Source organism: Thermosulfurimonas marina (genome assembly GCF_012317585.1).
Taxonomy (GTDB): domain Bacteria; phylum Desulfobacterota; class Thermodesulfobacteria; order Thermodesulfobacteriales; family Thermodesulfobacteriaceae; genus Thermosulfurimonas_A; species Thermosulfurimonas_A marina.
Genome location: NZ_CP042909.1, coordinates 250,730 through 266,601 on the forward strand (window position 1 = coordinate 250,730; position 15,872 = coordinate 266,601).

At 58.6% G+C, this 15,872-nt stretch carries 17 protein-coding genes and 1 riboswitch; of the genes, 1 reads left to right on the forward strand and 16 read right to left on the reverse strand.

Going from position 1 to position 15,872, the window contains the following annotated elements:
* Positions 1 to 13 precede the first annotated feature (13 nt).
* From cobI to ychF, 4 genes are all read right to left on the reverse strand, one after another.
* Entirely contained in the window at positions 14 to 724 is a 711-nt protein-coding gene (cobI, locus tag FVE67_RS01270; RefSeq protein WP_168718868.1) for a precorrin-2 C(20)-methyltransferase, read from the reverse strand.
* Positions 725 to 734: 10 nt separating this feature from the next.
* Positions 735 to 1,676 carry a sirohydrochlorin cobaltochelatase gene (locus FVE67_RS01275; RefSeq protein ID WP_168718869.1) on the reverse strand — a complete coding sequence of 314 codons (942 nt, stop codon included), beginning with the start codon at positions 1,674 to 1,676 and terminating at the stop codon, positions 735 to 737.
* Between the two features lie 88 nt (positions 1,677 to 1,764).
* Positions 1,765 to 2,066: riboswitch (cobalamin riboswitch) on the reverse strand.
* 38 nt (positions 2,067 to 2,104) lie between these two features.
* Complete coding sequence (gene ppsA, locus FVE67_RS01280) at positions 2,105 to 4,531, reverse strand: phosphoenolpyruvate synthase (RefSeq protein WP_168718870.1); 2,427 nt, start codon at positions 4,529 to 4,531, stop codon at positions 2,105 to 2,107.
* Positions 4,532 to 4,736: 205 nt separating this feature from the next.
* Positions 4,737 to 5,849, reverse strand: a complete 1,113-nt coding sequence (gene ychF / locus FVE67_RS01285; RefSeq protein ID WP_168718871.1) for a redox-regulated ATPase YchF — start codon at positions 5,847 to 5,849, stop codon at positions 4,737 to 4,739.
* Between the two features lie 78 nt (positions 5,850 to 5,927).
* Between ychF and FVE67_RS01290 the strand changes: the two genes are divergently transcribed.
* Positions 5,928 to 6,530, forward strand: a complete 603-nt coding sequence (locus tag FVE67_RS01290) for an HNH endonuclease (RefSeq protein ID WP_168718872.1) — start codon at positions 5,928 to 5,930, stop codon at positions 6,528 to 6,530.
* On the opposite strand, the gene FVE67_RS01295 is transcribed toward FVE67_RS01290, so the two are convergent.
* Genes FVE67_RS01295 through FVE67_RS01350 form a run of 12 tightly spaced genes read right to left on the reverse strand, consistent with a single transcriptional unit; the run spans position 6,515 to position 15,864 of the window.
* Complete coding sequence (locus FVE67_RS01295; protein ID WP_168718873.1) at positions 6,515 to 6,985, reverse strand: chemotaxis protein CheW; 471 nt, start codon at positions 6,983 to 6,985, stop codon at positions 6,515 to 6,517. The two genes, FVE67_RS01290 and FVE67_RS01295, sit on opposite strands and share 16 nt — an antisense overlap.
* Positions 6,960 to 7,895, reverse strand: coding sequence for a DnaJ C-terminal domain-containing protein (locus tag FVE67_RS01300; RefSeq protein ID WP_168718874.1), 936 nt, complete (start codon positions 7,893 to 7,895; stop codon positions 6,960 to 6,962). The genes FVE67_RS01295 and FVE67_RS01300 overlap by 26 nt, the downstream gene beginning before the upstream one ends.
* Positions 7,892 to 10,555 (reverse strand): hybrid sensor histidine kinase/response regulator, encoded by a 2,664-nt coding sequence (locus FVE67_RS01305; RefSeq protein WP_168718875.1) that lies wholly within the window; start codon positions 10,553 to 10,555, stop codon positions 7,892 to 7,894. Before FVE67_RS01305 ends, FVE67_RS01300 begins: the two co-directional genes overlap by 4 nt.
* A gap of 10 nt (positions 10,556 to 10,565) precedes the next feature.
* Entirely contained in the window at positions 10,566 to 11,384 is an 819-nt protein-coding gene (locus FVE67_RS01310; protein WP_168718876.1) for a CheR family methyltransferase, read from the reverse strand.
* The gene (locus FVE67_RS01315; protein WP_168718877.1) at positions 11,381 to 12,427 is read right to left on the reverse strand and encodes a protein-glutamate methylesterase/protein-glutamine glutaminase; all 1,047 of its coding nucleotides are present in this window, start codon (positions 12,425 to 12,427) and stop codon (positions 11,381 to 11,383) included. The genes FVE67_RS01310 and FVE67_RS01315 overlap by 4 nt, the downstream gene beginning before the upstream one ends.
* Entirely contained in the window at positions 12,424 to 12,795 is a 372-nt protein-coding gene (locus FVE67_RS01320) for a response regulator (protein ID WP_168718878.1), read from the reverse strand. The genes FVE67_RS01315 and FVE67_RS01320 overlap by 4 nt, the downstream gene beginning before the upstream one ends.
* 9 nt (positions 12,796 to 12,804) lie before the next feature.
* Positions 12,805 to 13,359, reverse strand: coding sequence for a pyruvate kinase alpha/beta domain-containing protein (locus tag FVE67_RS01325; protein ID WP_168718879.1), 555 nt, complete (start codon positions 13,357 to 13,359; stop codon positions 12,805 to 12,807).
* Positions 13,360 to 13,361: 2 nt separating this feature from the next.
* Complete coding sequence (gene fliK, locus FVE67_RS01330) at positions 13,362 to 14,177, reverse strand: flagellar hook-length control protein FliK (protein WP_168718880.1); 816 nt, start codon at positions 14,175 to 14,177, stop codon at positions 13,362 to 13,364.
* Entirely contained in the window at positions 14,174 to 14,572 is a 399-nt protein-coding gene (locus tag FVE67_RS01335; RefSeq protein ID WP_168718881.1) for a DUF6115 domain-containing protein, read from the reverse strand. The genes fliK and FVE67_RS01335 overlap by 4 nt, the downstream gene beginning before the upstream one ends.
* A complete protein-coding gene (locus FVE67_RS01340) occupies positions 14,559 to 14,741 on the reverse strand; it encodes a hypothetical protein (RefSeq protein ID WP_168718882.1) in 183 nt (60 codons plus the stop codon). The genes FVE67_RS01335 and FVE67_RS01340 overlap by 14 nt, the downstream gene beginning before the upstream one ends.
* 17 nt (positions 14,742 to 14,758) lie before the next feature.
* A complete protein-coding gene (locus FVE67_RS01345; protein ID WP_168718883.1) occupies positions 14,759 to 15,436 on the reverse strand; it encodes a hypothetical protein in 678 nt (225 codons plus the stop codon).
* A gap of 44 nt (positions 15,437 to 15,480) precedes the next feature.
* Complete coding sequence (locus FVE67_RS01350) at positions 15,481 to 15,864, reverse strand: chemotaxis response regulator CheY (RefSeq protein ID WP_168718884.1); 384 nt, start codon at positions 15,862 to 15,864, stop codon at positions 15,481 to 15,483.
* Positions 15,865 to 15,872 lie beyond the last annotated feature (8 nt).

Below are 15,872 nucleotides of genomic sequence, written 5' to 3' on the forward strand. Positions count from 1 at the left end.
TATAAAATTAGTGCTATTCAGTCAAGGACTTTCCCCCCACCAGAAGAAGGGTGAAATAAGGGGGTCTGGAGTGGGAAAGGTCCCGAGGATCTTGGTAAACTTTTTCCTCCGGGAGGCCGCAGAGGGAAACCGCCCGGGTCTCGCTAAGGCGGCCTTCCTCCTCAAGAAGACGAAGGATCTCCGGAGTCCGACGATAGACCTTATAGAGGGCGAGCGAGGAGGTCTCCCGGAGCAGCTTGCGGAGTACCCCTTCCGCGGCCAGGGCACTGGCAATAAGGAAGGCCCCCTCCCCTTCGGCCAGGATCACCCCCAGACGGGCGGCGGCGGCCTGGGCCGCGGTTATCCCCGGAACCATCTCGATCTCCACCTCCGGGACCCTCTCCCGCACCGCTCGGGCCAGGTGTCCAAAGGTGGAAAAGAGGGCCGGATCCCCCAAAGTGAGAAAGACCGCCGAACCTTTTTCCCGCAGGACTTCCGCCACCCGGCGGGCGTTTTTCTCCCAGGCCTCCTCCAGCCGGGCCCGCTCCCGGGTCATGGGAAAGGAAAGCCTTTCCACCGGGACCCCGGCCGGAAGATATCCTTCCACCACCCGCAGGGCCAGAGAGTAATCGTTCTTACTGGAGGAGGCCACGAAGATATGGACCGCCTCTTGCAACACCCTCAAGGCTTTGAGGGTAAGAAGCTCCGGATCCCCGGGGCCCACTCCCACTCCGTAAAGACGCAAGGCCCCCTCCTCAGTAATTTTTCAGGATCTCCAGCGCGCGCCGGATCTGCTTTACAAAAAAGTCTGCGGTCTCCGGATAGAGCCCCAGCCCTCGATAATAGACCCTGCCGTTTATCCGGGCCGTCACACAGTCCACCTCTTTTCCCGCCTCCTCAAGTATCTCCCGCCAGCTCTTCTCCTCCCCCTGGTCCTTTCCCATGATGTCGTGCATGATATGGTCTCCGGCCACAAGCATAAAGGGAATAAAACGCACCCGCTTTCCGGGATACCTCTTGGCCTCCTCCAGCACCTCCTCCCCTCCGGGGATACCCTCCACCGTGCCCAAAAGGACATTGGAGTAGCGGTGGCGCACCAGCCAGTCGAGACCCAGATAGGTTAGATTAGCCCCCTGAGCGGTCACGTCTGTCCCATGGGCCACCAGGATGTTCAGACCTTCTTCAGGAGGGAGGAATTCCTTTTCCACCACCGCAAGGACCTCCCGCACGTATTCCCAGCGGAAAAGAAGGGGCTCTCCCACCACGATGCGGAGATCGGGAAACCTTCGGGCCACCTCCACCACAGCCTCGTACTCCAGGCCGGGAAAGACGTGTAGGGGCTGCACCACTACCTTCCGGTAGCCCGCGGCGTAAAGCTGGGCCAGGACCTCGTGCAGGCTGTAAAGCCTTTGAGGGAGGCCCTTGCGGGCGTAAATCCGGTTCATTTTTTCCCGAATGATACTCGAGGTGAAGGCCCAGCGGATCTCGTAGCCCGGGAAGGCCTCCCGCACCTTCTGCTCGAGATAATCGAAGGTCACCCGGGCCCGGGTGGAGGTCCCAAAGGCACAAAGCACCAGGGCCGGCCTCTCCTTAAGGGGTGGATGTTTCAGGGGGAGATAGGAGAGGGCCCCCGCCCGGGCCATACCCGAAAAACCCAACAGAAAGAACCCTACCCATAAGGCCCAACTTCTACGCATAAACTCACCCCCTTGGGAAATTTTTCGGGGGCTAGCGAGGCGGGACCGCAAAGCCTTGCGGTCGGGTCGGAGTCCTCGCCGCACCCCACCGCCTTTTCGGCCCCGGGCCGGTCTCCCGGCTTCCGGATCGTCCTACTCGCCGCGCCTTCCCAGGCGGCCTGCGGGCCCTCCCGCAGGCCCACCCAGTGGCCTGTCGCCTGAAAGGCGGTGCGCCCTTCAGGCCCACCCGAGGAACCCTCGGACTTACCCTCGAGCCCTCGGGCGGGGGACCGGCTCCAGAGGTCCCCAGCGGCTTTCGTCCCCGGTCACGGTTGCGGGCCAGCGCCGGATTCTCACCGGCTTCCCGTTTCACCCCGCCGCCGGCGGGGCACCCAGGGCCGTTAATTTCATAGCACGAATTTTAGTTTCGTGTCAAGAAAACACCCGGATCACTTACCCAAGGCCTTTTCCTTTTCGGCCACCAGGAGCCGGGTGCGGACCACGGTGTCCGGAGTAAGGCTCATGGAGTCGATCCCACACTCTACCAGGAACTCGGCGAAGTCTGGAAAGTCGCTCGGGGCCTGGCCACAGATCCCGATCTTCCGCCCCCGGGCCTTGGCCGTCTGAATCACCTGGCGTACCAGGCGCTTGACCGCCTCGTTGCGCTCGTCATAGAGATGGGCCACCAGTTCCGAGTCCCGATCCAGCCCTAGGGTGAGCTGGGTGAGGTCGTTGGAGCCAATGGAAAAACCGTCAAAGATGTCCGCAAATTGGTCCGCCAGGACCACGTTGCTGGGGATCTCACACATCACATAGATTTCCAGTCCATTTTCTCCCTGCTTAAGACCATACTTTTCCATGACTCCGATGACCTTCTGGCCCTCCTCCGGGGTGCGGCAGAAGGGAATCATGATCTTCACGTTGGTAAGCCCCATCTCGTCCCGCACCCGCTTGAGGGCCTTGCACTCCAGGCCGAAGGCCGGCTCAAATTTGGGATCATAGTAACGGGAGGCCCCGCGCCAGCCGATCATGGGATTGTGCTCCACCGGCTCGTAGAGCCACCCTCCCAGGAGATTGGCGTACTCGTTGCTCTTGAAGTCCGAAAGCCGCACGATGACGTCGTTGGGGTAGAAGGCCGCGGCGATCATCCCCACCCCTTGGGCCAACTTGTCCACAAAAAAGTCGGCCTTGTTCTCGTAGCCCGGGGTGCGTTTTTCGATCTCCCGCACCAGTTTACGCAGCCGGGAATCCTTTTCGGCCTGCTTTTTCAGTTCCTGGTAATGAAGAAGGGCCAGAGGATGGATCCCGATATGGGAGCCGATGATGAATTCCAGCCGGGCCAGTCCCACCCCGTCGTTGGGGATCTGGGCCTGGCTGAAGGCCTGCTCCGGAATGCCTACATTCATCATGATCTTGGTCTTGGTGCGCGGAAGGCTTTCCAGATCGATACGCTCCACCTCGTAGGGCACTAAGCCTTCCAGCACCCGGCCTTCCTCTCCCTGAGAGCAGTCTACGGTGATCTCCTGGCCGGTCTTTACTACCTCCGTAGCGTTTCCCGTGCCCACAATACAGGGGATGCCCAGCTCCCGCGAGACGATGGCTGCATGACAGGTCCGTCCGCCCCGGTTGGTCACGATGGCCGCCGCCACCTTCATGATGGGCTCCCAGTCCGGGTCGGTCATATCCGTCACCAGGACCTCTCCGGGCTGAAACTCATGGATCTGAGAGACCTCCATGATGACCCGGGCCCGGCCCTGACCGATCTTGCTCCCCACGGCCTTGCCCACGGTAAGCACCCGGCCCTCGCCTTTGAGCTTGTAAACCTCGTAATAACGCTCCCGCTTGGCCCCGTGGACCGTCTCCGGGCGGGCCTGGACGATGAAAAGCTCCCCGGTGCCCACGGTCTTCCCGTCACCGTCCTTGGCCCACTCGATGTCCATAGGCCGGCCGTAATGCTCCTCGATGATTATGGCCCATTCGGCCAGCTTCAAAATCTCCTCGTCCGAAAGCACGAAGGACTCCCGCTCCCGCCGGGTGGTCTTCACGTCCCGCACCGGATGCTCCGGATCCCGGCTATAGACCATCTTGATGTGTTTGGAGCCCAGCTTTTTGGAGAGTATGGGACGAAAACCCTTCTTAAGGGTGGGTTTAAAGACATAAAATTCATCGGGGTTTACCTTTCCCTGAACCACATTTTCCCCCAGGCCCCAGGCCCCGGTAATGTAAACTACATCCCGGAAACCGCTTTCGGTATCCAGAGTAAACATCACCCCGGAGCAGGCCTTGTCGCTGCGGACCATCTTCTGGACGGCTACCGAAAGATAGACATTGAAATGGTCAAAGCCCTTATCTTCCCGGTAGGAGATGGCCCGGTCGGTAAAGAGCGAAGCAAAACATCTCTTGACATATTCAATAACCCTTTCGGCCCCGCGCACATTGAGATAGGTCTCCTGCTGCCCGGCAAAAGAGGCATCGGGAAGGTCTTCGGCTGTGGCCGAGGACCTTACGGCCACATCCACATTGGGCCCGTATTTTTCCTCAAGCTTCCGATAGGCCTTCTCGATTTCCTCCGCCAGCCGGGCGGGCATCTTGGCCTTGAGAATAAGCTCCCGAACCCTGCGCCCGCGCTGCTGAAGATCCTTTACATTATGGGTATCCAGCCCTTCTAAGGCCTTACGGATTTTGTCGTCCAGATGGTTTTCCCGGATAAAATACCGATAGGCCTCGGCGGTGACCGCAAAACCCTCCGGGACCCGGACCCCCTTGGGGGTAAGGTTGCGATACATCTCCCCCAGGGAAGCGTTCTTCCCTCCTACTAGCGGCACATCCTTGATCCCTATCTCCTCAAACCAGAGAATAAGCGGGGCTTCGGCCATGGAAAAGACCTCCTTAAAAATTTTTGAAAAACTTTGGAAATTTCCAAAAAGAAAGGGGATTTGAAGGAAGAATAAGAGGCTCCGTCTTGCTTACTTCGGCGTTTTCGGCCATCCCAATCGGCCAAAACTGGTATTTTTCAAGTTGTGAGACACCATAACAAGTTGTCCGCTATGGTGTCAAGTTTAGGAAATGAGGACCTCGGGATCAAACTTTGAAGCGGATGTAAAGGATGTCCCCGTCTTTTACGGGGTAGTCCCGGCCTTCAAGGCGCACCAGGCCCTTCTTGCGGGCCTCGGAAAGGCCGGAAAGGGCCCGATAGTCCTCAAAGTTGATCACTTCGGCAGCGATAAAACCTCGGGCCATATCGGTATGAATTTCGGCTGCGGCCTCCAGGGCTGTAGCTCCCCGGCGAAGGGTCCGGGCCCGGGCCTCCTTTTCGTTCACGGTGTAAAAGGTGATCAGGTTTAAAAGCCCGTAGGCCTCCCGGATGACCCGCCAAAGTCCGGGCTCCGCAAGGCCGTAGGCCGCAAGCATCTCCCTACGTTCTTCCGGAGAAAGCTCCGCCAGCTGGGCCTCGAGTTCCGCACAGAGAGGAATAAGGGGCACTCCTTCGTTCCGGGCCCGCTCCGCAAGACGCACCAAATGAGGATTTTCCCTCCCCTCCGGAAGGTCCCCCTCTCCCAGATTGGCCACCCAGAGGACCGGTTTAAGCGTAAGCAGAAAGAGGGTCCGAAAGGCATACTCCAGGGTCTCGGGAGGAATCTTTTCCCGATGCTTGCGCAGGGGCTCCACCTCGGAAAGGATCCGCCGGAGGATCTCTAGATGCCGGTATTCCTCTCCTGCGGCCCGATCACCGCTTCGGGCGGCCTTTTCCACCTTGGAAAGTCTCCTTTCCACCGTCTCCAGATCCTTGGCGATGAGTTCCACTTCCAGGATCTCGAGATCCCGCACCGGATCCACCGCCCCCTCCACGTGAACCACCTCCGGGTCCTCAAAGCACCTTAAGACCACCGCCAGAGCCTCCACCTCCCGGATATGGGCCAGAAACTGATTGCCCAGCCCCTCTCCCCGGCTGGCGTGGCGCACCAGACCGGCAATATCCACGAACTCCACCGTGGCCGGCACCGCCTGGGCCGCCCCCTCCCGCTCGGCCAGGATCTTTACCCTCTCGTCCGGGACCTCCACCACCCCTATATTGGGATCTATGGTGCAGAAGGGATAATTGGCCACCTCCGCCCGGCTCCCCTCCACCAGGGCATTAAAAAGGGTGGACTTTCCCACATTGGGCAGGCCTACGATCCCCACCCGAACTCCCACTTTGTTTTCCCTCCTTCCCGGCCCTTGAAGGCCTTCCGGTTTTGCCAAAGTTTTGAATTCCGTCTAAACTTTCGGGAAATGAGTGCCGAAAGCATCCTTCAGGATAAGGTCCTGGTTCTCAATCGCTACTACCAGGCCATCCAGATTACCACCGTCCTGCGGGCCATCTGCCACCTGGTCAAGGGCACAGCCAAGGTCATTACCCCGGACTGGACCACCCACACCCTGGAGGAGTGGATCGAGGCCAGCCGCTTTTACGACAACGGCCGCCTCATCCGCAGCCCTTCCCTCTCCCTGGTAGCCCCGGATGCCATCTATCTTACCACCTACGACCGTCTTCCCAAGATGGAGGTGGTCTTCAACCGGGCCAATCTTTTCATGCGCGACCAATATACCTGCCAGTACTGCGGAAAATCCGTCAAGAACCCCAAAGATCGCACCATCGATCATGTCCTCCCCCGATCTCGGGGAGGAAAGACGGTGTGGACCAACGTGGTCCTCTGCTGCCGGAAGTGCAATCTCAAAAAAGGAGATCGGACCCCGGAAGAGGCCGGGATGCGTCTTCTCAAAAAGCCCGAGGCCCCCAAGTGGCAGAGTCTTTTCTGGGAGAAATTTCCCGAGGAAAAACGCCGGGTCTGGGAACCCTTCCTGAACTTTGCCGGACTCTATCCGGACTCCTGAAAGAGTTCCCGGGTATGGAGGATCACCAGGAGCCTTTCCGGAAGCTGACACACCCAGCGCACAAAACGCCTTTCCATCCCCTCGATCTTTTCCGGAGGCTCTTCTATGCTCTCCACCGGCACCTCCAAGATGTCCCCGATCCTTTCCACCAGGAGGCTCACCTTATCCTCGTCCTCATCTCGCACAATGAGGTTGTATTCCGCGGCGTTTTCCCCATCCAGACCGATCCTCCGGGCCAGATCGATGGCCGTAAGGACCTGCCCCCGCAGGTTCACGATCCCCCGGATATAAGCCGGGGCCAGGGGAACGGGTGTGATCTCCAGCTTCCGGTTAATCTCCACCACCTCCGAGATCGGAAGCCCAAAATAGAATTCTCCCAGCCAGAAAGTCACGAAGGTCTCCGTCTTTTCTCCTAGGGCCAGAGTCCTCTCACTGCTGGGTACCGGCAGCTCCACCATAAGCCTCCTCCATCAGGTGATAGAATTCTTGCAAAAGTTCCTGGGCCTTCGGGGGATAGGCCTCCGGGAACCAGACCTCGAACTGTAGAATGAGGTTCCCTCGGCGGCCATCGCTTCCGAAGGGCCCGCGATGAGAAAGTACCAGCCGGGCCCCCGAGGGAAGGCCCCGGGGAAGTTCGATCTCTTCCGGGCCTTCCAGGGTCTCCACCTGGACCTTCCCTCCCAGGGCCGCCTTCCAGAAGGGGACCCTTACCCTCAGCACCAGGTCTTCTCCTTCAAAATACAGATCCTCCTCCCGACGCAGGAGGACCTCCAGATATACATCCAGCCCCGGCCCCCCGGGTCTCCGGGGCACGAAAAGCAGATCCCCCTCCCGCACTCCGGGAGGGATATGGACCAGGACCTCCTTTTCCCCACGGATCTCACCCTTTCCCCGACACTGGGGGCAGGGGGAAAGCCAGATCTCCCCTTCCCCCCGGCATCGGGGGCAGAGACTCCGGTAAGGGCCTTCCTCAAGGACCAGCCCCCGGCCTTTACAGACCTCACAGCGCACCTTCTTTCCCCAGGGATCACGGCCTCCGCCTCCGCAGTGACTGCAGGGGACTGGCTCTTCCGGCACCCTGACCCTCTTTTCCGTGCCCAGGGCCGCCTCCCGAATGGTAAGCTCTATAAAAGAAAGAAAATAGTCTCCCCGGCCAGGTCGCTCCCTTAGGATCTGAACCCGCTCTCCCTCCCCGTAGCGCTGTCGCAGTTCTTGATAGGCCTCCTGGAGCCGAAGATAGCGCTCCGGATCTCCTCCCCGGTCCGGATGCCACTCCTTGACCCGCCGGAGATAGGCCCGGCGAATCTCCTCCCAGCCGGCCCCGGGGGAAAGCCCCAGGATCCTGAGAAGTTCCCCCTCCCTCAAGCTGCGGCCTCCTTAAGCCGGGATTCCTCCAGGAGCCGCTCCACCGCGGAAATCACCGCCTGCCGGTCAAGCTTAATCTGAAATTCGTCGGCCCCGGCTTCCCGGGCCTTGCGGTAAATCTCCTCCCCGGAAAGACTGGTAAGAACCATAACGGGAAGATTCCGGAACCTCTCGTCCGATCGGACCTTTTTGGCAAGTTCGATCCCGTCCATCTCCGGCATCTCTATATCCGTGATGAGGAGGTCGTAGGACTCCTGCTGGAGCTTTTCCCAGGCCTCCCGACCGTTTGAGGCCAGGTCCACCTCAAAGCCCGCGGCCTCCAGATAATTCCTGACCAGTCCGGCATAGAAGGTGGAATCCTCGGCGTAAAGGATCCGCCGCGGCTCAGCCACCTCCCGGCGCTGGAACCACTCAGGGTCGTACATCTCGATGATCTTATAAATGTCCACAAAGATGGTCGTGCGGCCGTTCAGGATGCGATTGCCGAGAATCCCCTCCGTGTGGTAAATGTCCTCGTCCAGCTCAAGGTCGGTCTCGAGGCTGTCCACGATCTCCGAGACCAGAACCGCCACCCGCTTCTCTCCCTCCTCGAAGAGAAGAAGGTTGTACTCCTCCTGCTCCGGAAGGGGCTGAATAGGGAGATAATTCTCCAGCCGGATCACCGGGACCGAGCGCCCCTTGTACTGGACCACTTCCTTTCCTCCCACAAATTCCAGATCTTCCGCCTTGACCTTGTCCAGCCGGGAGACCAGGGAGAGCGGAAGGGCAAATTGTTCCTGGGGATGGACCTTGAAAAGAAGTACGAATTGTTTTTCTTCAGTGACCCTGCGGACCCCCTCTTCTTCCAGGAGACGGCGGGCCTCCTCGGCCTTAAAGCCCACATACCGCGAAAGCCCCACCACATCGAGAATCAGGGCCACCTTTCCGTCCCCCATGATGGTGGCCCCGGCATAGACCGGAATCCCTTTGAGAAGTCTCCCCAGGGGTTTGACCACAATCTCCTCCGAGTCCCGCACCTCGTCCACCAGGAGCCCAAAATCTATGGTTCCGGTGGTAAGAATGGCCAGACTCCGGGCCTCTCCGTCTGGAAGCCCCAGGATTTTGGCCAGCCGCACAATGGGGATGATTTCTCCGCGGAGGCGATAGAATTCCGAATCCCCGATGCGGTGGATTTCCTCCTGGCTCTCGAGATTCACCAGTTCTTTGAGGCCCACCTGGGGGATGGCGTAGCGCTCCCCTCCGGAAAGCACGATCAGAGCCGGAACGATGGCCAGGGTGAGTGGGATCTTGATGCGCACCGTGGTCCCGGCCCCTTTGACGGTCTGGATCTCCACACTTCCCCCCAGGCGCTCGATGTTGGTCTTGACCACATCCATGCCCACCCCGCGGCCGGAGATGTTGGTGACCTTCTCCGCGGTGGAAAAGCCGGGACGGAAAATGAGATTCAGGGCCTCCCTTTCCCCCATCCGCGAGGCCTCTTCCGGGGAGATGAGGCCTCTTTCCACGGCCTTGCGTTTGATCTTTTCTACATCTATTCCCCGGCCGTCATCTTCGATCTCCACCACCACCTGACCGCCCTCATGATAGGCCCGCAGGACCAAGGTCCCCACCTGGGGTTTCCCCACCTGGGCCCTTTCTTCCGGGGACTCGATCCCGTGATCCACGGAATTGCGGACCAGGTGGGTCAAAGGATCCTTGATGGCCTCAATAATGGAACGATCCAGTTCGGTATCGGCCCCTTCAATATGGAGATTGATCTTTTTGCCGGTAGAGCGGGCCAGATCCCGCACGATCCTCGGGAACTTATTGAAAAGATTCCCGATGGGCTGCATGCGGGTCTTCATGATGGTTTCCTGCATCTCCGTGGTCACCAGGGAGAGGTTCTGGGTAGCCCGCAGGAGCTCGGGGTCGGCCTTCTCTCCGGCTAGCTGCACCAAGCGATTTCGCGCCAGGACCAGCTCTCCGGCCAGATTCATGAGATGATCCAGGAGTTTCACATCCACCCGAATGTGGGTCTCGGCAAAGGAGACCTGAGGCGGGGCCTTGGGGGTCTTAGGTTCCTCGGGCCGGGCCTCCGAGGGGGCCGGAGGCCTTTCTTCGGAAGGCTTTTCTTCCCGGACGGGTTCTTCCGCCGGAGGGGCCTCCTCAGGCCCTTTGGCCTCCGCAGAGGGTTCCGGGGGGGCTTCCTCAGAAGGAACCTCCTCGGAGGGGGGCTGGGTCTCCTCCTTCGGAGCCTCTTCCTTTGGGGCCTCCCCCTGGGCCCGCCGGGCGATCTTTTCCGCAAAGTTGCTGAGCTCTACCAGAAAATCCAAATAGGTCTCGTCCACCGGCTCCTGCTTGTGGTCCTCAAGATGGGCGATGATGGCCTTGATGTGATCTACCGCCCGGAGCAACATGTCGATGATCTCCTCGTCGGCCACCACCAGCCCGTCCCGCAGTTTGGAAAGGATATCTTCGGCAAAATGGGCGATCCCCTCCAGGGTCTTGAAGCCGAAAAAGCCCGCCGTCCCCTTAAGGGTGTGCATGGTCCGAAAGATGCTCTTGAGGATCTCCGTATTCTGGGGATCCTGCTCAAGCTCCACAAATTCTTCATCAAGCTTCTCCAGGCTCTCCTTGGCCTCGGTGAGAAAATCTTTAAGGACCTCTTCTTCAAAGGACATGGCCTCCTCCTTAGTCCTTTCTGCGGAAACAGACCGTCTTTCCCAAAATCTTCTTTTCCATATCCGGGGGGAGGCCGGGAGGGAACTCCGTGGCCCCCAAGATGAGGTATCCCCCCGGATTCAATACCCGGCAGAGGTTTTCCCAGACGCGCTTTTTCATCGCCGGGGCAAAGTAGATCAGCACATAGCGGCAGAGGATCACATCAAAGCTCCCCACGCCCCGCAGGGGCTCCACTAGGTTTATTTTCCGAAATTTTACCAGATTTTTCAACTCTTCGGCGACCTTCCAGTGCGATCCCGTCTGTTTGAAATATTTTACCAGAAAGGTCACCGGAAGACCCCGGTTGACCTCGATCTGGGTATAGACTCCCTCCCGGGCCTTCTTGAGCGCACTTTCCGAGATGTCCGAGGCCAGGATCTCTACCCGCCAGGAGCTCACCAGATCCGGAAAATATTCCTTGAGGAGAATGGCCAGGCTATAAGGCTCCTGACCAGTGGAGCAGGCCGCCGACCAGAAGGTGAGCCTTTTAAGGCCGGACCTCTTTTCCTTTAATTCCGGAATAATGTGTTTTCTCAGGGACTCAAAGGGGTGTTGATCCCGAAAAAAGTAGGTCTCGTTGGTAGTAAGGGCGTCCACGATCTGCTCCAGAAGCTGGCGCGTGAGCTTGCTGCGAGCCACCTGATAGAGCTCTTCATGATCCCGGTAGCCCAGGGAGCGGGCCAGCTCGTTCAGGCGGTTTTCCACCAGATATTCCTTGCCGGTTTTGAGAGAGATACCGCTGACCTTTTCCACCAGTAGAGTGAAAAAATCGAAGATCTCCGGCCTCATGCTCTTCCCTTTCCTAAAAAGATCTCCTGGAGCTTAATAGGTATCTCCGAAAGGGGCAGAATCAGGTCCGCCAGCCCCGCTTCGACCACCGCCCGGGGCATCCCGTAAACGGTGGAGGTTTTCTCGTCTTGGGCGATAACCAGTCCTCCCTTCTCTTTAATCTTGCGGGCCCCCTCACGGCCGTCCTGGCCCATTCCGGTGAGAACCACAGCCACCGCAGTGCCGTTATAGACCTTGGCCAGGGACCGAAAGAGGGGATCCACCGCCGGACGACAACCGTTTTCCGGGGGGCCCTGGTGGAGATAGATGGTTTTAGTCCTCCCCGAACCCCGCACCTCCATGTGATAGTCGCCCGGGGCCACATAGACCGTGCCCTTCACCACCGGCTCCCCGGAGCGGGCCTCTTTTACCCGCAGGGCCGAACGCTGATCCAGGCTCTGGGCCAACTGGGCGGTAAAAAGCGGGGGCATATGCTGGACCAGGAGTATCGGGGCCGGGAAGTTCGCCGGAAGCCGGGGCATGATCTCCATGAGGGCCCTAGGGCCTCCGGTGGAAACCCCGATTCCCACCACGGAATAAACCCCAGGGGAGAGCACCCGGGGCCTCGGAGGGGCCGGCCGGCGGGGAAGAATCGGCTTGCGGACCGCAGGCACCGCGGCCCGGATCTTGGGAAGGAGTTCGGACTTTATGCGGGTTAAACTATCGAAAAGGTTGGCCCCTTTGGGCTTGGTCACGAAATCGAAGGCCCCGAGAGATAGGGCCTCTAAGGTTTCCCGGGCCCCCTTTTCCGTAAGGGTGGAAAACATGATTACCTTGGCCCGGGGCACCAGACGGCAGATCTCCCGCAGGGCCGAAAGGCCATCCATCACCGGCATCTCGATGTCCAGGGTGATCACATCTGGACGCAGGGCCTGGGCCAGCTCCACGGCTTCCCTCCCGTCCCGGGCCTCGCCCACTACCTCGATATCCGGCTCCTTGGAAAGGACCTCTTTGAGAAGCCTCCGGATGACCGGAGAGTCATCCACGATGAGGACTCGAATCACAGGGCCTCCTCCAGGAGAAAACGGATCTTGGCCTCGAGCATATCCTTGTCAAAGGGTTTCATGAGGTATTCGTTGGCCCCGGCCATGATGGCCTCAATAACACTCTGTTGCTGATTTTCGGTGGTGACCATCATGATCTTGATCTCCTTCCAGTCCGGATTGGCCCGTACGGCCTTAAGGAACTCGTAGCCGTTCATTACCGGCATGTGCCAGTCCAGAAGAATGAGGCGCACGTCTGGGTGTTCCTTGAGCCTTTCCAGGGCCTCCTTTCCGTTTTCGGCCTCCACCACCTCAAAGCCCAGCTCCTCCAGATACTTTCTTTCGATCTGGCGGATGGGCTTGGAGTCGTCCACCACCAGGGCTTTCATGAAAGCCTCCTACCAGTCGCGCGGTTTGGCCCAGATCTCCCGGACCTTGAGGTGAAAAAATCGATTGGAAGGCATAGCCCGAATCAGGGCCGCGGTATCCGCCCCCCGGGCCGTCCCGGCCACGGCCACTACATCTTCGGGAGGAATAAGTCCGGCATCACAGGCCATAAGTACAATTTCTACACAGACCTTAAGACCCTGGCCGAAAATCCTCAGGGTGTTGGCCACCAGGTCCTGCTGGGAATAGTGCAGGAGCTCTCGGATGGCGGTTCCCAGGTTTCGAAAGACCATGGTTCCGGTATATACCACCGCGCCAAGGGATTCAATCTCTCGGCGAGTCTCCGGAGTCATCTCCAGGGTCCCCGGCTCCCGGAAACCTACGTTGTGGGTCACCACCACCACTTTAAGCCCCAGGGGACAGAGTTCGCGGGCCGCCAGAAGCCCTGTGTCCCCGAAAGTAGAGGCCACCACCACATGCCGCAGGCCCCTCTTGGGGGCCTCTTCCTTGACCAGTTGGATTACGGCCTCGGTATTGTGTTTTCCGGCCTTCTCCAAAATCAACATGGCTATCCCTCCCTAGCCAGGATTACTCCCGGCTCATAATAGCCTTTTTCCAGGGTGATCTCCGGTACAAAGCCTCTCTCCAGCAAGGCCCCTCGCAGTTCAGAAAGGGCCTCTCGGGCCAACTTCAGGGTCTCCTCCCTTGAAAAATAAAAATGCAATCCCAGGTGCTGATCCTGAGCCTGCAGAAGGACCTCTACCAGCCCCAGCTCCGAAAGGAAAAGGCGGAGGTAAAAATAGCGCTCTTTCCGTCCTTCCTTTTGCCCCTCGGCCTCAAGGAGACCCCAGGAAAGACGATCGGCAAAGACAAAGGGAAGCACCAAGGCCCCCTCGGAAAAAAGATGCCGAAAAAATTGAACGAGGTCTTTCTGAGAATGGAAAGCTTCGCTTTTTTCCCGGAGGATCTCTCTTTTTTCTTCCTTTAGGGCCTCCACCAGCAAGGCCACCAGAGGGGCCAGGCCTTCTTTTTCCGAGACCGCCGGAAGTTCGGAGGGAAATTCAGCCGCAGCCTGAGGCAAGAGGGCCAGAAGATATTTCAGCCGAGAGAGCGGCCGCCCCCCTTCCCGCCCCTCTACCAGATGAAGAAGAAGCGGAGGCCCGGTAGAGACCACTCTTACCCGCAGGCTTTCTCCCGGACGAAAGGCCTCCGGAAAGAGACTTCCGGCCAGGCGGGCCTGAAAGCGCTCCCCTCCGGTCTCTAAGGTCAGGGTCTTGCCTTCTACCTCGATCACCCGCACCGTAAGCTCCCTTCCGGGCTGGGAAAAGAGAGGGACCAGATTTTCGGGAAGATAGGTTACCGGAGCCGGAGTGATGACCCTCACAGCCCCTCCTTAAATCTTTCGAGCGAGATCAGAAGCTCCACTTCCCCTTCCGAGAGGGAAAGGCGACGAGCAATCTCCGCGGGGGAAACCCCCTCCCGATAAAGCCTTACCACCTCCTTCCGCAAATCCTTTCGCCCCTCACCGGAGCGCTCCCAGGCCTCGGCCCCGGCCGCAAGGGCTCTTTCCAGGCGCCGAAAGATCTTCTTTTCCTCCTCCAGATAGCGGGAAAGATCCTCGATCAAGCCCTCAAGGAGGGAAAGTTTTTCCGCAAGCCTCGGGGAGGTTTCCACCGGTCGCAGGCGGTAAAAAAGGAGCCCGATAAGAATTAACATGAGGAGATCCAGGAAAACCTGCCCCCAGAGATAGATCTCCATTCCGGACTCAAACCGTAACATCGACCACCTGGCCCTTGCCGTTTTCCGGAGGCCTCTCCTCGGGGCCTTCTTTTTTCGGCTTAGAGGGAGGTCTCCTTCCGGAATCCCTTTCCCGCGGGGGACGTTCTTCGAATTCCGCCGGTGGAAGAAGGGGCCGGATATGGGAAGGCTTCTCCACCCGATCGGGCATGGGCCCTCCTTAAAATTTTATTTCAGGATGTAACCCCGGACCTCGATCTCTTTGGGGACCAGCCCTTCCGGGGCCCGGGTTCGAAAGACCTCAAAGAGGGCCTCCCGGATCTTGGCCACCCCCTCTGGAGACCGCCAATAATAGAAGGGAATCCCCCGAAAGGTATCGTAGATCAAACCACGAAGGGCCTTTTCTATGCGCTTGGCCCGGAGGACCTCCCGCTGACTCTCAAAATAGAGGATCACCGAGGCCTTGACAAAGACCGGGGCCCCGCCCTCGGTTTCTAAAGGGATGAGAAAATGTTTTAGGACCAGAGAAAACTCAGTCTTTACCAAGGGAATGCTGGAAGGAGAGGCCTTAGAGACCGGTTTTTCCGGAGAAGGTGGCGGAGACTTGGGAGAAGAAGGGGTTTTCGGGAAAGGATGAAGCAATTTCCAGAGAAAAAAGCCTCCCAAGAGGATACCTACCAAGGAGAGACCGATACCCACCAAGAAAAAAAGGTTTCCCGCCGAAAACCGGGAAGGCTCTTTCTCGGAAGGGGCCTCTTCTTCCTCCCTTTCCAGGGCTCGAATAAGTTTTTCCGGAGAATCCTCTTCGCTCTCCGGTCCCTCTTCCGGCGGGGGAGGGGTCTCCTCTGTGGAGGAAGCCTCCGGGGCAGAGGGGACCTCGGTTTCTTCGAAAGTCTCCCCCGGCATCTCTTCTTTTTTCTCAGGCGGAGAAAGTTTTTCTTCGTCCATGATCAGGACCCAAAGATCTTTTTCAGTTTTTCTTTAAGGGTTTCCGGAGTAAAGGGCTTTACGATGTATTGACTCACCCGGTACTTGGCCGCCTCGATGATATTTTCCTTCTGGGCCTCGGCGGTGACCATGAGAAAGGGGGTATCCTTGAGTTTTTCATCTGCCCGGACCTTTTTCAAAAGCTCAAGCCCGCTCATTTTAGGCATGTTCCAGTCGGAAATAATGAGATCCACCGGCTCTTTCTGAAGGATTTCCCAGGCCGTGGTCCCATCGTCAGCCTCAAGGATATTCTTAAATCCCAGTTGCGTGAGAATATTTTTGATGATCTTCCGCATGGTGGCAAAATCATCCACTACCAGCACCCGCATATTGGTATCTAGCGCCATCTCTTCCC

Excerpts from the sequence above, each read along its gene's own strand:
- FVE67_RS01310 (WP_168718876.1), bottom strand. The coding sequence starts at position 11,384 with ATGAGGCCGGAGATCTTCGATTTTTTCACTCTACTGGTGGAAAAGGTC.
- ppsA (WP_168718870.1), bottom strand. The coding sequence starts at position 4,531 with ATGGCCGAAGCCCCGCTTATTCTCTGGTTTGAGGAGATAGGGATCAAG.
- FVE67_RS01275 (WP_168718869.1), bottom strand. The coding sequence starts at position 1,676 with ATGCGTAGAAGTTGGGCCTTATGGGTAGGGTTCTTTCTGTTGGGTTTT.
- FVE67_RS01345 (WP_168718883.1), bottom strand. The coding sequence starts at position 15,436 with ATGCCGGGGGAGACTTTCGAAGAAACCGAGGTCCCCTCTGCCCCGGAG.
- FVE67_RS01325 (WP_168718879.1), bottom strand. The coding sequence starts at position 13,359 with ATGTTGATTTTGGAGAAGGCCGGAAAACACAATACCGAGGCCGTAATC.
- FVE67_RS01335 (WP_168718881.1), bottom strand. The coding sequence starts at position 14,572 with ATGTTACGGTTTGAGTCCGGAATGGAGATCTATCTCTGGGGGCAGGTT.
- FVE67_RS01350 (WP_168718884.1), bottom strand. The coding sequence starts at position 15,864 with ATGGCGCTAGATACCAATATGCGGGTGCTGGTAGTGGATGATTTTGCC.
- FVE67_RS01305 (WP_168718875.1), bottom strand. The coding sequence starts at position 10,555 with ATGTCCTTTGAAGAAGAGGTCCTTAAAGATTTTCTCACCGAGGCCAAG.
- FVE67_RS01320 (WP_168718878.1), bottom strand. The coding sequence starts at position 12,795 with ATGAAAGCCCTGGTGGTGGACGACTCCAAGCCCATCCGCCAGATCGAA.
- FVE67_RS01290 (WP_168718872.1), top strand. The coding sequence starts at position 5,928 with ATGAGTGCCGAAAGCATCCTTCAGGATAAGGTCCTGGTTCTCAATCGC.
- FVE67_RS01340 (WP_168718882.1), bottom strand. The coding sequence starts at position 14,741 with ATGCCCGATCGGGTGGAGAAGCCTTCCCATATCCGGCCCCTTCTTCCA.